The sequence below is a fragment of the Nitrosomonas mobilis genome, from assembly GCF_900103035.1.
GTDB lineage: Bacteria > Pseudomonadota > Gammaproteobacteria > Burkholderiales > Nitrosomonadaceae > Nitrosomonas > Nitrosomonas mobilis.
The window spans coordinates 17,557-32,713 of record NZ_FMWO01000092.1 but is presented as its reverse complement, the minus strand read 5'-3'; the positions used below and the strand labels follow the sequence as shown (position 1 = coordinate 32,713).

The 15,157-nt window shown below is 47.9% G+C and carries 11 protein-coding genes and 2 pseudogenes; 9 read left to right on the top strand and 4 right to left on the bottom strand.

All coding sequences use genetic code 11. The features are described 5' to 3' along the window. Positions 1 to 14: 14 nt before the first annotated feature. From NSMM_RS13110 to NSMM_RS13095, 4 genes are all read left to right on the top strand, one after another. Positions 15 to 2,780: a valine--tRNA ligase gene (locus NSMM_RS13110; protein WP_090288101.1), complete on the top strand. Its 2,766-nt coding sequence runs from the start codon at positions 15 to 17 to the stop codon at positions 2,778 to 2,780. Positions 2,781 to 2,819: 39 nt separating this feature from the next. Next, the gene (hemE, locus tag NSMM_RS13105) at positions 2,820 to 3,890 is read left to right on the top strand and encodes a uroporphyrinogen decarboxylase (RefSeq protein ID WP_090288099.1); all 1,071 of its coding nucleotides are present in this window, start codon (positions 2,820 to 2,822) and stop codon (positions 3,888 to 3,890) included. Positions 3,891 to 4,359: 469 nt separating this feature from the next. After that, complete coding sequence (locus NSMM_RS13100; protein WP_218121136.1) at positions 4,360 to 5,415, top strand: efflux RND transporter periplasmic adaptor subunit; 1,056 nt, start codon at positions 4,360 to 4,362, stop codon at positions 5,413 to 5,415. Then, positions 5,412 to 8,477 (top strand): efflux RND transporter permease subunit, encoded by a 3,066-nt coding sequence (locus tag NSMM_RS13095; protein WP_090288095.1) that lies wholly within the window; start codon positions 5,412 to 5,414, stop codon positions 8,475 to 8,477. The genes NSMM_RS13100 and NSMM_RS13095 overlap by 4 nt, the downstream gene beginning before the upstream one ends. A 139-nt stretch (positions 8,478 to 8,616) precedes the next feature. On the opposite strand, the gene NSMM_RS13090 is transcribed toward NSMM_RS13095, so the two are convergent. Next, positions 8,617 to 9,138, bottom strand: coding sequence for a CAP domain-containing protein (locus NSMM_RS13090; protein WP_245654809.1), 522 nt, complete (start codon positions 9,136 to 9,138; stop codon positions 8,617 to 8,619). A 645-nt stretch (positions 9,139 to 9,783) separates the two neighbouring features. Beyond that, complete coding sequence (locus tag NSMM_RS15790; RefSeq protein WP_176753976.1) at positions 9,784 to 9,930, bottom strand: hypothetical protein; 147 nt, start codon at positions 9,928 to 9,930, stop codon at positions 9,784 to 9,786. On the opposite strand from NSMM_RS15790, the pseudogene NSMM_RS17215 reads away from it, so the two are divergent. The 3 genes and pseudogenes from NSMM_RS17215 to epsL all read left to right on the top strand — a co-directional run. Further along, a pseudogene (locus tag NSMM_RS17215) lies at positions 9,913 to 10,230 on the top strand (integrase core domain-containing protein); the annotation flags it as partial. The gene NSMM_RS15790 and the pseudogene NSMM_RS17215 sit on opposite strands and share 18 nt — an antisense overlap. 271 nt (positions 10,231 to 10,501) lie before the next feature. Next, the gene (gene epsG, locus NSMM_RS13085; RefSeq protein WP_090288093.1) at positions 10,502 to 11,335 is read left to right on the top strand and encodes a chain length determinant protein tyrosine kinase EpsG; all 834 of its coding nucleotides are present in this window, start codon (positions 10,502 to 10,504) and stop codon (positions 11,333 to 11,335) included. A 188-nt stretch (positions 11,336 to 11,523) separates the two neighbouring features. Next, positions 11,524 to 12,687, top strand: coding sequence for an XrtB/PEP-CTERM-associated polysaccharide biosynthesis outer membrane protein EpsL (gene epsL / locus NSMM_RS13080; protein WP_090288091.1), 1,164 nt, complete (start codon positions 11,524 to 11,526; stop codon positions 12,685 to 12,687). A 35-nt stretch (positions 12,688 to 12,722) separates the two neighbouring features. On the opposite strand, the pseudogene NSMM_RS13075 reads toward epsL, so the two are convergent. Continuing rightward, positions 12,723 to 13,384, bottom strand: a pseudogene (locus tag NSMM_RS13075) (IS256 family transposase); the annotation flags it as partial. Between the two features lie 4 nt (positions 13,385 to 13,388). Next, positions 13,389 to 14,342: an IS1595 family transposase gene (locus NSMM_RS13070; RefSeq protein ID WP_090288089.1), complete on the bottom strand. Its 954-nt coding sequence runs from the start codon at positions 14,340 to 14,342 to the stop codon at positions 13,389 to 13,391. Positions 14,343 to 14,685: 343 nt separating this feature from the next. On the opposite strand from NSMM_RS13070, the gene NSMM_RS16625 reads away from it, so the two are divergent. Then, positions 14,686 to 14,787, top strand: coding sequence for a type II toxin-antitoxin system RelE/ParE family toxin (locus NSMM_RS16625; protein ID WP_245654808.1), 102 nt, complete (start codon positions 14,686 to 14,688; stop codon positions 14,785 to 14,787). Continuing rightward, positions 14,784 to 15,065 carry a helix-turn-helix domain-containing protein gene (locus tag NSMM_RS13060; protein ID WP_090288087.1) on the top strand — a complete coding sequence of 94 codons (282 nt, stop codon included), beginning with the start codon at positions 14,784 to 14,786 and terminating at the stop codon, positions 15,063 to 15,065. Before NSMM_RS16625 ends, NSMM_RS13060 begins: the two co-directional genes overlap by 4 nt. Positions 15,066 to 15,157: the final 92 nt, after the last annotated feature.

The window sequence follows — 15,157 nt, the reverse complement described above, 5'->3', positions numbered from 1 at the left end:
CCTGTTCGAGCATCATGCAATTAACCAAGAGTTTTGATCCAGCCGACATCGAAAAACGCTGGTATGCCACCTGGGAGTCAGCGGGCTATTTTTCTCCCGATAACCGGGATAAAGCTGACGCTTATTGCATTATGCTTCCCCCACCCAATGTCACCGGTACACTGCATATGGGGCACGCCTTCCAACATACCTTGATGGATGCGTTGATCCGCTATCATCGTATGCTGGGCGACAACACCCTGTGGCAGCCAGGTACCGATCATGCCGGTATCGCCACCCAGATTGTGGTTGAACGTCAACTGGATCAGGCTGGCATCGACCGCCGCCAGATCGGACGAGAAGCTTTTCTGGAAAAAGTCTGGCAATGGAAGGAAACTTCCGGTTCGACCATCACCCGTCAGATGCGGCGCATGGGAACATCGTGCGACTGGTCACGTGAACGCTTCACGATGGATGAAACACTGTCGCGTGCGGTCACCGAAGTATTCGTGCGTCTGTACCGAGATGGGCTAATTTATCGCGGCAAGCGTCTCGTCAACTGGGATCCGGTTTTGCAGACGGCGGTATCCGACCTAGAAGTAATCTCAACCGAAGAAAACGGTTCGCTGTGGCATATTCTCTACCCGTTTGAACCGGCTGAAACCAGTGCAAACAACAAACTGGAAGGGCTGATCGTTGCAACTACACGTCCGGAAACCATGCTTGGCGATATGGCAGTCGCCGTTCACCCCGATGATGAGCGGTATCGGAATCTGATCGGTCGCCACCTGCGCCTACCACTGAGTGAACGCACCATTCCCATTATTGCCGACGATTATGTCGATCCAGCCTTTGGTAGCGGTTGCGTGAAGATTACCCCAGCGCATGATTTCAACGACTATCAGGTAGGGCTGCGGCACAATCTGGTGCCGCTCAATATATTCACTCTGGATGGCAGGATCAATGACTGCGCACCAGCTGAATATCAGAACATGGATCGCTTCGACGCCAGAAAGAAAATTCTGGCGGAACTTGAGGCACAAGGGTTAATGATTGAAACGCGACCACACAAAATGATGGTGCCACGTGGAGATCGTACCCAGGCGGTAATCGAGCCCATGCTGACCGATCAGTGGTATGTGGCGATGGCTGGACTGGCACAACAGGGATTGGCAGCAGTCGAACGAGGTGACGTACGCTTTGTACCGGACAACTGGGCCCACGTCTACCGTCAATGGCTGGAAAGCATCCAGGACTGGTGTATTTCCCGCCAGCTATGGTGGGGACATCGCATTCCTGCCTGGTACGATGACGATGGCAACGTGACGGTTGCACACAGTCAGGAAGAAGCACGGCGTTTAGCCGGCAAACAGAATCTGCGTCAGGATGAGGATGTGCTGGATACCTGGTTTTCCTCGGCGTTGTGGCCTTTTTCCACGCTTGGCTGGCCGGAAGATACGCCTGAGCTTAAAACTTTTCTGCCAGGCTCGGTGCTGGTAACCGGCTTTGATATCATTTTTTTCTGGGTGGCGCGCATGGTGATGATGTCGCTATATTTCACGGGAAAAGTACCCTTCCGCGAGGTTTACATCACGGGGCTGATCCGTGATGCTGAAGGGCAGAAAATGAGCAAGTCAAAAGGTAACGTGCTCGACCCGCTCGACCTGATCGATGGCATTACGTTGCCGGAGTTGATCGAAAAACGTACCGCTGGCCTGATGAATCCCAACCAGGCGCAGGCAATCGAGAAAACCACGCGTCGGCAGTTTCCGAATGGTATTCCCTCATTTGGTACCGATGCGCTCCGGTTCACGTTTGCCAGTCTTGCTTCGCATGGGCGCGATATCAAATTCGATCTACAGCGCTGCGAAGGTTATCGCAATTTCTGCAACAAGTTGTGGAACGCAACCCGCTTTGTCCTGATGAACTGCGAGGAAAAGGACACCGGACTCGATGAGTCGCTGTCAGTCAATTTTTCGGCAACGGACAAATGGATCACCGGTCGTCTGCAACTAGCAGAGCAGGCAGTTACAAAGCACTTTGCCGAATACCGCTTCGATCTGGCCGCACGCGAAATATACGAACTGGTGTGGGACGAATACTGTGACTGGTATGTTGAGCTTGCCAAGGTACAGCTCAATAGCGATGACCTGTCGCGGCAGCGTGCCACCCGCCGCACACTGGTGCGCGTGCTGGAAGCCATACTGCGCCTGGCTCACCCGATCATTCCGTTCATTACCGAAGAACTGTGGCAGGCGGTTGCACCGCTTGCCGGAAAAAAAGACGCTAGCATCATGCTGCAGCCCTACCCTACAGCTGATCTGAGCCGTCTCGATGAACAGGCGAACATTCATGTGGCTCGCCTCAAGGAAATCATCAATGCCTGTCGCACCCTGCGTAGCGAAATGAAGCTGTCACCAGCAGAACGCGTGCCACTACTGATTACCGGGGAATATCCCGAGCAACTGGCCGATTTTTCTCCTTATCTGTGTGCGCTGGCAAAACTATCTACTGTCGAAATTTTACCGACAGGCCTGCCGGATACCGACGCACCTGTCGTCATCGTTGCGCAATGCCGCCTGATGCTCAAAATAGAGGTGGATATGGCAGCGGAACAAGAGCGCCTGCAAAAGGAAAGATTGCGCCTGGAAGGCGAAATCAGCAAAGCTGAAGTCAAACTTGCCAATCCTGATTTTATCGAACGCGCGCCAGCAAAGATAGTCGCACAGGAAAAGGAACGGCTTACGGCATTCAGTGCAACACTGGAAAAAGTAAACGAACAGATCGCCAAACTAGGCTGATTCTCCATTTTTTAAAATTCATTGGCCCATACCCATACTATGTCAAAACTCGATAACGATACCTTTATCCGCGCGCTGCTGCGCCAACCAACCGACTATACCCCTGTATGGATGATGCGCCAGGCAGGGCGTTATCTGCCGGAATACAACCAGACGCGCGCCCGTGCCGGTGACTTTCTCTCGTTATGTAAAAACCCGGATTTTGCGACGGAAGTAACCTTGCAACCTTTGGCGCGTTTTCCGTTGGATGCGGCTATCTTGTTCTCCGACATACTTACGATCCCGGATGCGATGGGACTGGGACTCTATTTTGCTGCCGGTGAAGGGCCAAAATTTGAACGTCCGTTACGCGAGGAATGGGAAATACGCGATTTGACGGCGCCCGACCCGGGTACCCATTTACGCTATGTTATGGATGCGGTCACCCAGATCCGCAAGGCACTCAACAATCAAGTGCCGCTGATCGGTTTTTCTGGCAGCCCGTTTACCCTCGCCTGCTACATGATCGAAGGCGAAGGCAGCAGCGATTTCCGCCAAATCAAAACCATGCTGTATGCACGCCCCGATCTGCTGCACCATATTCTCGACATCACCGCACAAGCGGTTACTACTTATTTAAATGCCCAGATCGAAGCCGGTGCACAGGCAGTCATGATTTTCGATAGCTGGGGAGGCGCACTCTCGCATGCTGCCTATCAGGAATTCTCCCTGCACTACATGCAGCAGATTTTGTCTGGCCTTAAACGTGAACACCACGGCGAACGCATACCCAACATCGTTTTTACCAAAGGTGGCGGATTATGGCTGGAATCCATCGTTGCCAGCGGCTGTGACGCAGTGGGTCTCGACTGGACCATCGACATTGGTGAAGCCCGACGCCGGGCGCAAGACAAAGTGGCGTTACAAGGCAATCTTGATCCAGCCGTATTGTTTTCGCCGCCTGAAACTATCGCGGTTGAAGTCGAAAAAGTGCTGGCAAGCTATGGTTACGGGCACGGTCATGTCTTCAACCTCGGTCATGGCATCTCCCAGTTCACTCCTCCCGAGCATGCTGCTGCGCTGGTCGAAGCCGTGCATGCCGCCAGCCCGCGCTACCATACTGACAGGTAGTATTATTAATTCATCCTGCAAGATTTAAGGACATACATGGATGCTCACGCTATGACAAGCTTTTAATCAATGATTTTGAGCAGCTAAAGATTACAGCTATACAGTCTGGACTTTATACGAAAGTATTGCCTGTGCAATCGATAGCAATCTTTCTTCTTAAACTCGTCTGTAATGCAACATTTCCAGTGTGTTTCCATGCAATGATCACGATCAACGAACCGCAGCAGTTACTACCATAGTGTGGGAGTAAGTTCGATGATATGGCTGGCTTATAACTATTAACGCCATCTGGCATAAGCCAGTAATACCCATTTAAAGAACTTTGTAAGCCGCTGGACAAGAACGTGTCCCTTCAGTATAAAAGTATCTGGGGCATTTCAGCTCATTCAACAGTGGCAGTGGCTTCTGTCAAACAATCTAATTAAATAATATGGTTAGGCGTATATTTTTTGTCTTCATGTTTTGCTTGATGATTTTCGGCGGTCTGTTTGGTTGGAAGTTTTATCAGGATCAGCGCGCCGAGAGCAAGAAAAAAACACCTTCTCCTGTGGTTGTGGCAGTGACGGAAGTCAAACAGGAACAATGGCAACCCTACCTGACCAGCGTCGGAAGCCTGATTGCTGTAGCCGGTGTTGATGTTAGCAATGAACTCGCCGGTACCGTTACCGCTATTCATTTTGAGTCGGGGCAATCGGTCAAGAAAGGCCAGTTGCTTATCAAGCTCGATACCTCAACTGATGAAGCGGAGCTCAGCGGTTTGCGGGCTGACGCGTTTTTGGCACGAATTAAGCTTGAGCGCAGCAAGCAGTTGCTGAGCAAAAAATTTATTTCTCAAGCTGCTTATGATCTTGATCAGGCACAGCTTACCCTGGCTCAATCAGCTGTCACGGCGAAGTTGTCCGTAATCGCTAAAAAGCAAATCCGCGCGCCGTTTAGCGGCAACCTCGGCATCCGACTGGTGGATGTTGGCCAATATCTGGCGGAAGGATCGGCGATTGTTCCCTTGCATGTGCTCGATCCCATTCATGTCGATTTCATGCTGCCTGAACAGCATCTGGCCGACCTGACTGTCGATCAGGATCTGACCATCACGGTACAAGCTTATCCGGATAATATTTTTCATGGCAGGATTAGCGCAATTAATCCTGGCATCGATATTGGAACCCGCTCGGTAAAAGTACGAGCAACACTAACCAACTCCGAGAAAATTCTGCGGCCTGGCATGTTTGCTGAAGTACAGATTCTGTCTAGCCAGGACAAGGAAGTACTGACACTGCCTGACACAGCCATTACCTATAATCCATACGGAGAATCCGTATTCGTGGTCGCGCCAGGGGAACATGGTCTTATAGTACAACGCCGGCAAATAGAGGCTGGAGAAACGCGCAATGGCCGCGTGCAGATTGTCAAAGGTCTGCAGGCTGATGAGCGTGTAGTCAGCGCTGGTCAGGTCAAGTTACGTAATGACGCGTTAATCGAAATCGACGATCTGCCAGCACCAGGCGAACGGGAGACCACGCCGTGACATTTACCGATATTTTCGTCCGGCGACCGGTGCTGGCAAGCGTCATCAGTCTAATGATTCTAGTCATCGGTTTCCGATCAATACTACTGCTGGATGTGCGGCAATATCCCAAAACCGAAGATACTGTCGTCACAGTCACTACTGCCTACCCGGGCGCCAGCAGTGAACTGGTGAAGGGCTTTATCACGACACCTCTTCAGCAGGCCATCGCGGAAGCTGAGGGGATCGATTATCTATCTTCGGTCAGCCGTCAGGGCAGTTCCACGATCGAAGCACGCATGCGCTTAAATTACGATCCCAATGCGGCAGTGGCTGAAATTCAGGCCAAGGTCGCCAGCCAACGCAATGTACTGCCAGCGGAATCCGAGGATCCGGTGATTATTTCCCGGACTGGAGATCGGACTGCATTGATGTATCTGGCTTTTTATAGCGACACAATGGCACCGGCACAGATTAACGACTTTTTATTACGTGTCGTGCAACCCAAGCTGCAGGCCGTTTCTGGCGTAGGCAAAGCACAATTACTGGGGAATAAAACCTATGCTATGCGCATCTGGTTGGATCCTCTGCGCATGGCTGCACTGGGTGTCACCGCTGATGATGTATCCGAAGTACTGCGTACCAATAATTACCTCTCGGGTGCAGGGCAAACCAAGGGCGAGTATGTCATGGTGGATCTGAGCGCCACAACAGATGTCGCGCATGAAAAGGATTTTCAGCAATTGGTTGTGAGCAATCGTAATGGCGCATTGGTTCGTCTGAAGGATATCACGCAGAGCGAAATGGGTAGCGAAGACTATGATTCGGTCAGCTGGTACAAAGGCAAGGCCGCTATTTTCATGGCGATTGAGCAAGCACCAGGTGCTAACCCATTGGTTGTCGCTCAGGATGTACGCAAGGCTATGGCAGATATCGCGCCGGAATTGCCTGAAGCGCTTGAAGTACTGGTACCGTATGATGCCAGCCAGTTTATTCAGGATTCTATCGATGAAGTTCTTTTTACGCTGGTAATTGCGATCATAATCGTATTAGTGGTTATTTACCTGACCCTGGGGACAATTCGCGCAGCGCTAGTGCCTGCTGTAACTGTACCGCTGTCGTTGATTGGCAGCCTGTTCTTGATGCTCATGATGGGCTTTTCGATCAATCTCCTGACCATGCTGGCCATGGTGCTGGCTATTGGTCTGGTTGTTGATGACGCCATTGTCATGGTAGAAAACGTGCATCGGCATATCGAGTTAGGCAAATCTCGCTTCCAGGCTGCGATTGACGCCGCACGAGAACTGGTGTTGCCGATTATTGCGACTACCGTGGCATTGGTTGCGGTCTATCTGCCGATCGGGTTTATGGGTGGCCTGGTGGGCACCTTGTTTACCGAATTTGCTTTTTCGCTGGTCGGCGCAGTAGTCATCTCAACCATCGTAGCACTCACGCTGGCACCCATGCTTTGTTCAAATATATTGAAGGAAAAAGGCAAGGCCGGTCGGTTTGAACAAAGCATTGAGCATTTTTTCAACGGACTTTCCGGATATTATCAGCGACTGCTGCACACAGTCCTGGAATTTCCATTAGTTCTACCAGTATTCGCTCTGGTCGTGCTGGGCAGCATATATTTTATGTTTGCACTGGCACAAAAAGAGCTCGCACCAACCGAGGACCAAAGTATTCTGTTTTTTATGGCCACAGGCCCTCAAACCGCGACGTTGAAATATAATGAAACTTATACACGTGAACTAGTCAGCGCCTTCGAAACTTTTCCAGAATACAATGAGAGTTTTCTCCTGCTCGGTTTTGGTGGCGATGACAATGTTGTATTTGGTGGCTTTAAAATGCCGCCAACATCACAGCGGGAACGCTCACAAATGGATATCCAGCCGAAACTGCAAGACAAGGTCAATGGCATTGCTGGATTCAAGACAGCCGTAATTCCACGCCCAAGTCTACCTGGATCCGGTGGCGGCTTATCGCTGCAGTTTGTGATTAAATCCGATGCTGATTATACGCAAATTGATGAAGTCGCTGATCTACTGGTTAACGCAGCGATGGAAAGTGGGCAATTCTCCTTCCTGCAAAAAGAAGTGGAATTTACCAGACCTAAAGCTACGCTCGTTATCGATCGTAACAGGGCTGCTGACCTTGGCATCTCAATGGAAGAAATCGGCCGTAATTTGGCCGCCCTGTTGGGTGATGGTTATATCAATCGTTTTAATCTGCAAGGACGCAGCTACAAGGTGATTCCACAAGTGGACGATCCGGCGCGGCTTGACACCAGCAAGTTTTACAATTATTACCTCCGCACAGCTTCCGGTGGCCAGGTTCCTCTTTCTTCTCTAGTGCATATCGAAAAATCAGTCGAACCCAGCAAGCGGACTCAGTTTCAACAACTCAACAGCATAACCGTATCAGGCTCCCCGGCACAGGGCGTCGCCCTCGGTGATGCCATGGGTTATATAGAGCAGCTTGCCAATGAGTTCTTTCCGCGCGGCTACAGTTTTGACTACACAGGCAACTCGCGCCAGTATGCACAGCAAGGCAGTGATCTGATTATTACTTTTTTTATGTCACTGCTGATTATTTACCTGGTGCTCGCAGCGCAATTCGAGAGCTGGCGTGATCCGCTCATTATTTTAACTTCAGTTCCTATGTCTATTGCCAGCGCACTGGCTTTCCTGATGCTGGGATTCGCCTCGCTCAATATTTATACACAAGTTGGGCTAATCACTTTGATCGGACTAACCGCTAAAAATGGCATACTAATTGTTGAATTTGCCAACCAACTGCAGATTCGGGAAGGCTTGTCCAAACGAGATGCCGTGGAGCAGGCTGCTGCAATTCGTTTGCGGCCTATATTGATGACAACGATATCCACCATGGTTGGCATGGTTCCTCTGCTCATCGCCTCTGGCCCCGGTGCGGCCAGCCGTTTTGACATCGGCCTGGTAATCTTTAGCGGTCTCGGTATTGGCGGTGCGCTGTTTACATTGATCGTCGTGCCGACTTTTTATTTATTGCTGGCGCGGGACCGGCATCAGGAACAGCTGACGGCCAGGGAATTTATGTAGTTTATGTAGTGCCTGCCCGGAACCCCCTCTATCACCAATAAAAAAGGTTCTGTTGCATTAATCGTTCCTCATCAAAATTATTAATTGATTCCATTGAAGAAAGATTTCAAAGAATTTTTAAGGCGACAGCGCCCGATTATCAATAAGGTTTTTCACCAGCCATATTTCCTGCAGGTGCATAATTGCAAACCCAAACTTGAGTGCTATCATCACACACTGCAGTTCCACAGCCGATTTCAGTTGTTTCGCTCCAAACCACTTGCGTGTAATGCCCACATATTTTACCGTCTCTGCAACTATTGGAACTGTAGATGTAATCCGCTTTTTCACTGCCCCACGAATCAGTGACCTTTGTTGGGGTAACATCTTGTTTCCCTATTTTTCCATCTGACCAGGTTACTGCACCCGCCCAGAATATGTTTTCTCCAAGTCCACTCCCCTTGCTATGTTCAAGGTTACAGCTTTTATTTGTTTTTAAATTATCTGCCCAAGCTTGTGCAGTAGTGGCTAAGCTACCAGAATACTTAATAGGCGGTGCGCCAACCTCTGCCCGATATATATTGTGTGCGACAACCATTTCAGCTTGCTGTGCGACATTCAATGCGTAAGCAGGAAAAGACATGATAACTATGATTGATACCATAATAATTTTATGCGACATAATAACCCCTCGGATAAACAGTTGATTGTCAAGTGACAATGAAAGTCTATACTTATAAATAATGCGCTGCAAATAAATTATGACTATGTCCTAGTTAACCGTGGCGTTATTGTTGAATAAACCGATCTGTCGGTAAAAGATGGTACATCTGGCGATTCTGTCGCGCTATGCATCTTTTATCCAAATCTATAATTAATTATATTTAAGAAAAATTCCTAATAATTTGCTTAATGCGACGGAACTGATTTGTCTGTCGCTTGATGATTCCATGGCTTCTTCCATTAGCACTTGCCAGTACGAATTATTTATTCATTCCAGCCGCCACAGCATCCGACAATGCCTTGCCTGGTATGGATTTAACGACTTTTTTTAACGGAAATTGTCATGGTTCCACCAGTTGCCGGATTGCGCCCCTCTCTACTGGCCTGACGCGCTACGCCACTAAAAAGTGCCAAATCCTACTATACCCACTACACCTCAAATTCCGGCACTCGAACGCAATTGATAATCTGAAAACTATAAGTCAACAATGAACGTAGCGTATCCTTGCAGCTGCTCGGAAGCAGCAAAGAAATCATCGCAAGCTCACTTGAACGTGGGAAAGATTCCGTAGTATTTGTCATACAGAATTTTTTAGAAAAACCGTCAATAGCGCTCAATCAGGTCCGGATTGCTTGCATAGGGTGGCAGGAAGATCGGTTCGATTTTCGAATCTGACAAGTATTCAATGACGATCACGCGAGTGATAATAGCAGGCACATGGAATACCAGGCCATATTTAATACCGATCAAGATAGCTAGTTCACCAGCGATGCTTTTACTGGCGTGCTTAAGGCGCGCGGAATTGCCATTAACACAGACGGGCGCGGCAGGGTATTAGATAACACCTTTGTGGAACGACTCTGACGTAGCGTTAAACATAAACACGTGTATCTGAAGGGTTACACCACAATTCTGATTTAGCAGTTGGTCTGACAGAATCCTTTATGTTTTACAATGCGGAAAGGGTACACCAATTGCTAGGCTATTACCTCGCCGGATGAGGTTTACCTGACAGTGAGCGGGGGCGGCGCAAGGATTGTGGATAAATACAGAAATGCAGAAATACAGAAGAAACTCCATCAGAAATGGAAGCAAAAAATAGAAAATAAGGGCAGCGCCGTTCCGCTACATGTGACAGGTTACTCTCTTAAACTGGATACATTGTTGTCTTGACTGATGGGTCCACTTTACTCGTCACTAAGCATCAAGCGGGGTATCACAAACTCGTTTTATTGATGACATAGAAGCCTCAATATTACAAGCATGTCTGTATTTATTAAATAATTACCGAAAAATGTAAACAGACCCCAGGAAATAAACCATGACAAAAAATCCTATTTCTATCGGATCTATATTATTAGATTCAGGAAAAATCAAGGCCAGCGATGAAGATCGCATTATTTTTTTACAAAAACAGAAAGGTATCCGTTTTGGTGATGCAGCAAAGGCGCTGGGGCTAATCAATGATGACGATATACAAAAAGCCTTGTCTTCTCAATTTGACTTTCCTTTTCTAGCTGCGGACGAAGATTGTTTCAGCCAAAAACTGGTTGCAGCATACCGACCCTTTAGTTCTGAAGTTGAATCGCTCCGAGTCCTACGGGAACAGTTAATGCTACGTTGGTTTATCGATGATCATAAAACTTTGGCGTTGGTTAGTCCTGATCGTAGCGAGGGGCGCAGCCATTTAGCGGCCAATTTGGCGATTGTTTTTTCTCAGCTGGGCAAACGTACGTTGTTAATTGATGCTGACTTGCGACAGCCACGGCAGCATCAATTATTTAAGCTGAAAGGTGTTTATGGCTTGTCGGATGTTCTAGCCGGGCGGGCTGATCTTACGACCATCACACAAATTCCGATCTTTCGTGACTTATCGATCTTGCCAGCAGGCACGCTACCGCCAAATCCAGGAGAATTGATTAGCCGAGGTATAAAAAACTGCCTGCAACAATTGCAAATACAATTTGATGTTATCTTGATTGATACCCCTTCAGCAGAACAAGGGATGGACGCGCACACTGTCGCCTCCAATTGTGGAGGTGCTCTGTTAGTGGCGCGACAACACCATACCCGGCTGAATGACTTGCGTTTACTAAAAGAAATTTTACAAGCTGGCGGTAGCCAATGCCTTGGCGTCGCATTGGTAAATTATTGAACGAAAAACCAGAGATAAAGACTTGTCATGACTTTAACAAGTAAACAGTATTTTCAGCGTCTCTTGAGTCGCCCAGGGCGGCTCTGATAACAGTGTTGCTAAATTTTGATTGTTTTCAATATGGGTATAAAAAAATTACATCAAAGAATCGGTGCTTATTGTTGTGCTTTATTTTCCTGATAGGGGAAATGCCAGAAAATAGCTACGCTACGTCAGATGATTCCTTTAAGCCTTATGTTGCTTCCATGTTGCTATATGACAGTAATTTCTTGAGAGCGCCTAATAATATTGGTTCGGATAATTTTAGTGACAAAAATCACAAAAGTGAGTTTCTCAAACAAATTGCAGCTGGATTTAATATGGACTGGAGAATTAGTAGGCAGCATTTCATCATCAAGGCAAACGTAAACGAGAACTGGTTTCAAAATTTTAATAGCCTAAATTATCTTGGCTGGAATACTGAGGCTAATTGGAACTGGAAAACCGGGAGTAAACTAAGTGGCGAAATCAGTTATGCCAATATTCAAGAATTAGCTAATTTCAACTTTTTAAATAGGCTAGTAAACAATTTACGGAATCAACAGAATTTTTTTGTCAGTGCTGGTTATCTGTTCCATCCCAATGGGAGAATCAAGTTTGATCTGTTTAGAACGGAAAGCAAGTTTGACGATAACAGTCGGCGATTTAATACCAACATTGAAAATAATGCCAAAATCAATTTGCAGTATTTAAGCCCCACCGGTAGTTCTTTGGGATTACAGACAATCGCAACCGACGGCAAATTTCCAAATCGGGTATTAACGGCCGGGAGTACCTTTGATAATACTTATACCCGAATGAACTATGCTGTTACTTGGAATTGGCTTATCAGCAGTAAAACGGATATTGGTGGATTAATCGGCTACACGCATCAAAACTACCAACATTTTAGTGCTCGGGATTTTTCCGACGTAATCGGGGTGTTTAATTTAAATTGGCGACTCACCGACAAAACGCGGTTAAAGCTGTCTACAAGGCGCGAAATTGAACAATTTGTTGACCTAGCATCTGACTTTTTGCTAAATCAGGGTGTATGGCTTGATATTTCTTGGCAATTTAGCCCGAAAATTTACTTGACATTGCCCATAGGGTACCAACATCAACAATTCCTGGGAAAATCTGGCATCGGTAATGCTGATTCTAATCAACGCAAAGATGATGTTGGTAATGTCGGTCTTAACTTAAGCTACCATTTATTGGACAGCATCAATACGAGTGTCATATTTAATTACGAGAAGCGCAGATCCAACGAGCCGTTTAGAAATTACCAAACCCTATCGGCTACTGTCAATTTACAAGCCAATTTTCATTAAGTCTGAGGGTGTCCTAGATTTTGTGTAAATGGTGGTTAATATTGCCTGGGCATTCTTTCGTTAAACTGAATAGTAAACCTGTTTAGTGCAGGTTTCCAATCTCTTATTGGCCTAGACCATCTTTTGACTATATTGCTGAGCGCCAAATAGAACAATTTGATCACGGCGTCATCGTTAGGAAACGATCCCCGGATTTTGCTGACTTTGCGTAGACTCATATTGACTGATTCAATCGTATTGGTTGTATAAATGATGCGCCGTATCTCAGGCGGGTAGTCAAAGAATGGAATGATGCGCTGCCAATTATTGCGCCAAGATAGGGAAATTGGTGGATAAGCCTTGTTCCATTTATCTTCAAAGTCTGCTAGCGCTTGCTCAGCCTCATCAATCGTGGCGGCGCTGTAGATCAAGCGTAAATCAGCAACTACTTCCTTGCGTTTATTCAATCCGGCGTAGTTGAGACTGTTACGCACCATGTGCACGATATAGAATTGCATTATGGATAGACCGTTTCAATCACTTCAGAGAAGCTCTTTAAACCATCAACGCAGGTGACAAAGTTACCCTACACGCCACGGTTCTTGAGTTCAGTGACAACGTTGAGCCAGAATTTGGCACCCTCGGCCTCAGCAACCAATAGACTCAGGATTTCTTTATGGCCTTCCATATTAACGCCGATCGTCAGATAAATTGCTTTCTGATTAGCAACGAACGTCAGCCATTCGAATAGAGTGCAAGGGCTGCGGAGCGGTCGAAGCAGCGGCGATCAGCAATCGTTCGTGCAGTGAGCAAAGATCAAAACGCCGGTTGAATCGGTAACTGAAGGCGGCAAGATAGCGAGCGGCATACTTGCGGAAGTTGAAAGCATGGTAACAACCCGACAAGCTGGTCTTGAGATTGCCGAGGATAGTGTTGATCCACCGGAACTCGGGAGTCTCCTTTGGTTTGCGTCCGGCGATAACTGTAAAATGGTGGCTACAGCCAATTTTGGTGACGGCACCAAAGCAGGCCAAGGCATCCGAGAACACCGTGCTGCCGGGTGCCAGACAATCCTTTGCCCAGGCTGAAATTGCCTTTAGCGTAAATCCCGAGACTGGGGTAAGCCTCACGCGCAAAGGGTGATCATCCTCAGTCAGAGACACAGCGGCAACAATGGGTACCTTATTCTCTGAACCTCTGCCCGCTTTTCCTCCCGCACGCTCTCCACCAAGATAAGCATCATCGACCTGGATTCTGCCATCCAGGACATAGCGCTCCTCACGATTAGCCATCGCCTGCATCAGTTTGTGATGTATCAACCATGCCGTAGGATAGCTCACTCCCAGCTGGCGCTTGAGCGCCAGGGATGACAAACCGGTCTTGGCCTGACTAACCAGATAAATTGCCAAAAACCAGACGGTCAACGGTAGTTTAGTGCCCTGAAAAACTGTCCCGGCAATCAATGAGGCCTGATGTCGGCAGGCTCTGCATTGAAAAACCTTGCGTATACCATCACGTATGGCATAGTAAGCAGTACCGTTACAGCGTGGACAGTGAAACCCATCCGACCAACGGGCAACCTCCAGCGCTAGCTCGCACTGCACCTCCGTACCAAAGCCCTTGAGAAATTCCAGCATCGACAGTCCAGATTGAAATTGAATTCGATTCATCGCCATGATCGATCACTCCTTGTATCATTTAACAGCCATGACTTTTATGTCGCAACAAACCCAATAAGAGCGGGCTCAGCGGTGTGGAGGCTAAAAAAACGGTTAACGGCAAATAGCGTTAAACCTTAATTGTAAGGGCTCACGAAAATCACTTACCATATTATACAATATTTTGTATAATACAGGCGTGAGGCTGGCCATCAACTTGACCAGGTGCAGTGCGGCCAGGACCCGGACGACTGAAAGCCTATAGGTACCGTGGGTCGAGGGGTAAAGGAGATCCGAGTCAGAGTATGCAGCCGGGGCGTTTCGGGTTATCTACGTTGCCAGGTTTGCTGATGCTGTCTATGTGCTTCACTGCTTCCAGAAAAAGACCGAGAAGACAAGCAAGACTGATCTGGACTTGGCCACCAAGCGTTATCGAGATTTATTGAAGGAACTAGACCAATGAGCAACGAACAATTTGCCAGCGTCTGGGATACCATCGAGGCCACCCCGGAAGAAGCGGAAAACATGAAGCTGCGTTCCGTCCTGATGACGGCCCTGAAAAACCACCTTACGCGGACTGAAATGAGCCAGATGCAGGCAGCCAAACTCTTGGGCGTGACTCAGCCACGTGTCTCTGACCTGAAGCGCGGCAAAATCGATCTATTCGGCCTTGATGCACTGGTGAACATGGCGACCGCCGCCGGCCTTCGTATCGAAATACGAGTGCTTGAAACTGCCTGACCGGGGGTATTCAGATTCTTTATGATTCTATCGTACTGGCATCGCTTGTTTCCGGCTGCGCTTTAATCCCAAGTAGTTCTTTCTAGCTTTCT

What these genes read in the sequence shown, in the direction of transcription:
- epsG (WP_090288093.1), top strand. Translation starts at nt 10,502, where the DNA reads ATGACAAAAAATCCTATTTCTATCGGATCTATATTATTAGATTCAGGA.
- NSMM_RS13090 (WP_245654809.1), bottom strand. Translation starts at nt 9,138, where the DNA reads ATGTCGCATAAAATTATTATGGTATCAATCATAGTTATCATGTCTTTT.
- epsL (WP_090288091.1), top strand. Translation starts at nt 11,524, where the DNA reads ATGCCAGAAAATAGCTACGCTACGTCAGATGATTCCTTTAAGCCTTAT.
- NSMM_RS13110 (WP_090288101.1), top strand. Translation starts at nt 15, where the DNA reads ATGCAATTAACCAAGAGTTTTGATCCAGCCGACATCGAAAAACGCTGG.
- NSMM_RS13070 (WP_090288089.1), bottom strand. Translation starts at nt 14,342, where the DNA reads ATGGCGATGAATCGAATTCAATTTCAATCTGGACTGTCGATGCTGGAA.
- hemE (WP_090288099.1), top strand. Translation starts at nt 2,820, where the DNA reads ATGTCAAAACTCGATAACGATACCTTTATCCGCGCGCTGCTGCGCCAA.
- NSMM_RS13100 (WP_218121136.1), top strand. Translation starts at nt 4,360, where the DNA reads ATGATTTTCGGCGGTCTGTTTGGTTGGAAGTTTTATCAGGATCAGCGC.
- NSMM_RS13060 (WP_090288087.1), top strand. Translation starts at nt 14,784, where the DNA reads ATGAGCAACGAACAATTTGCCAGCGTCTGGGATACCATCGAGGCCACC.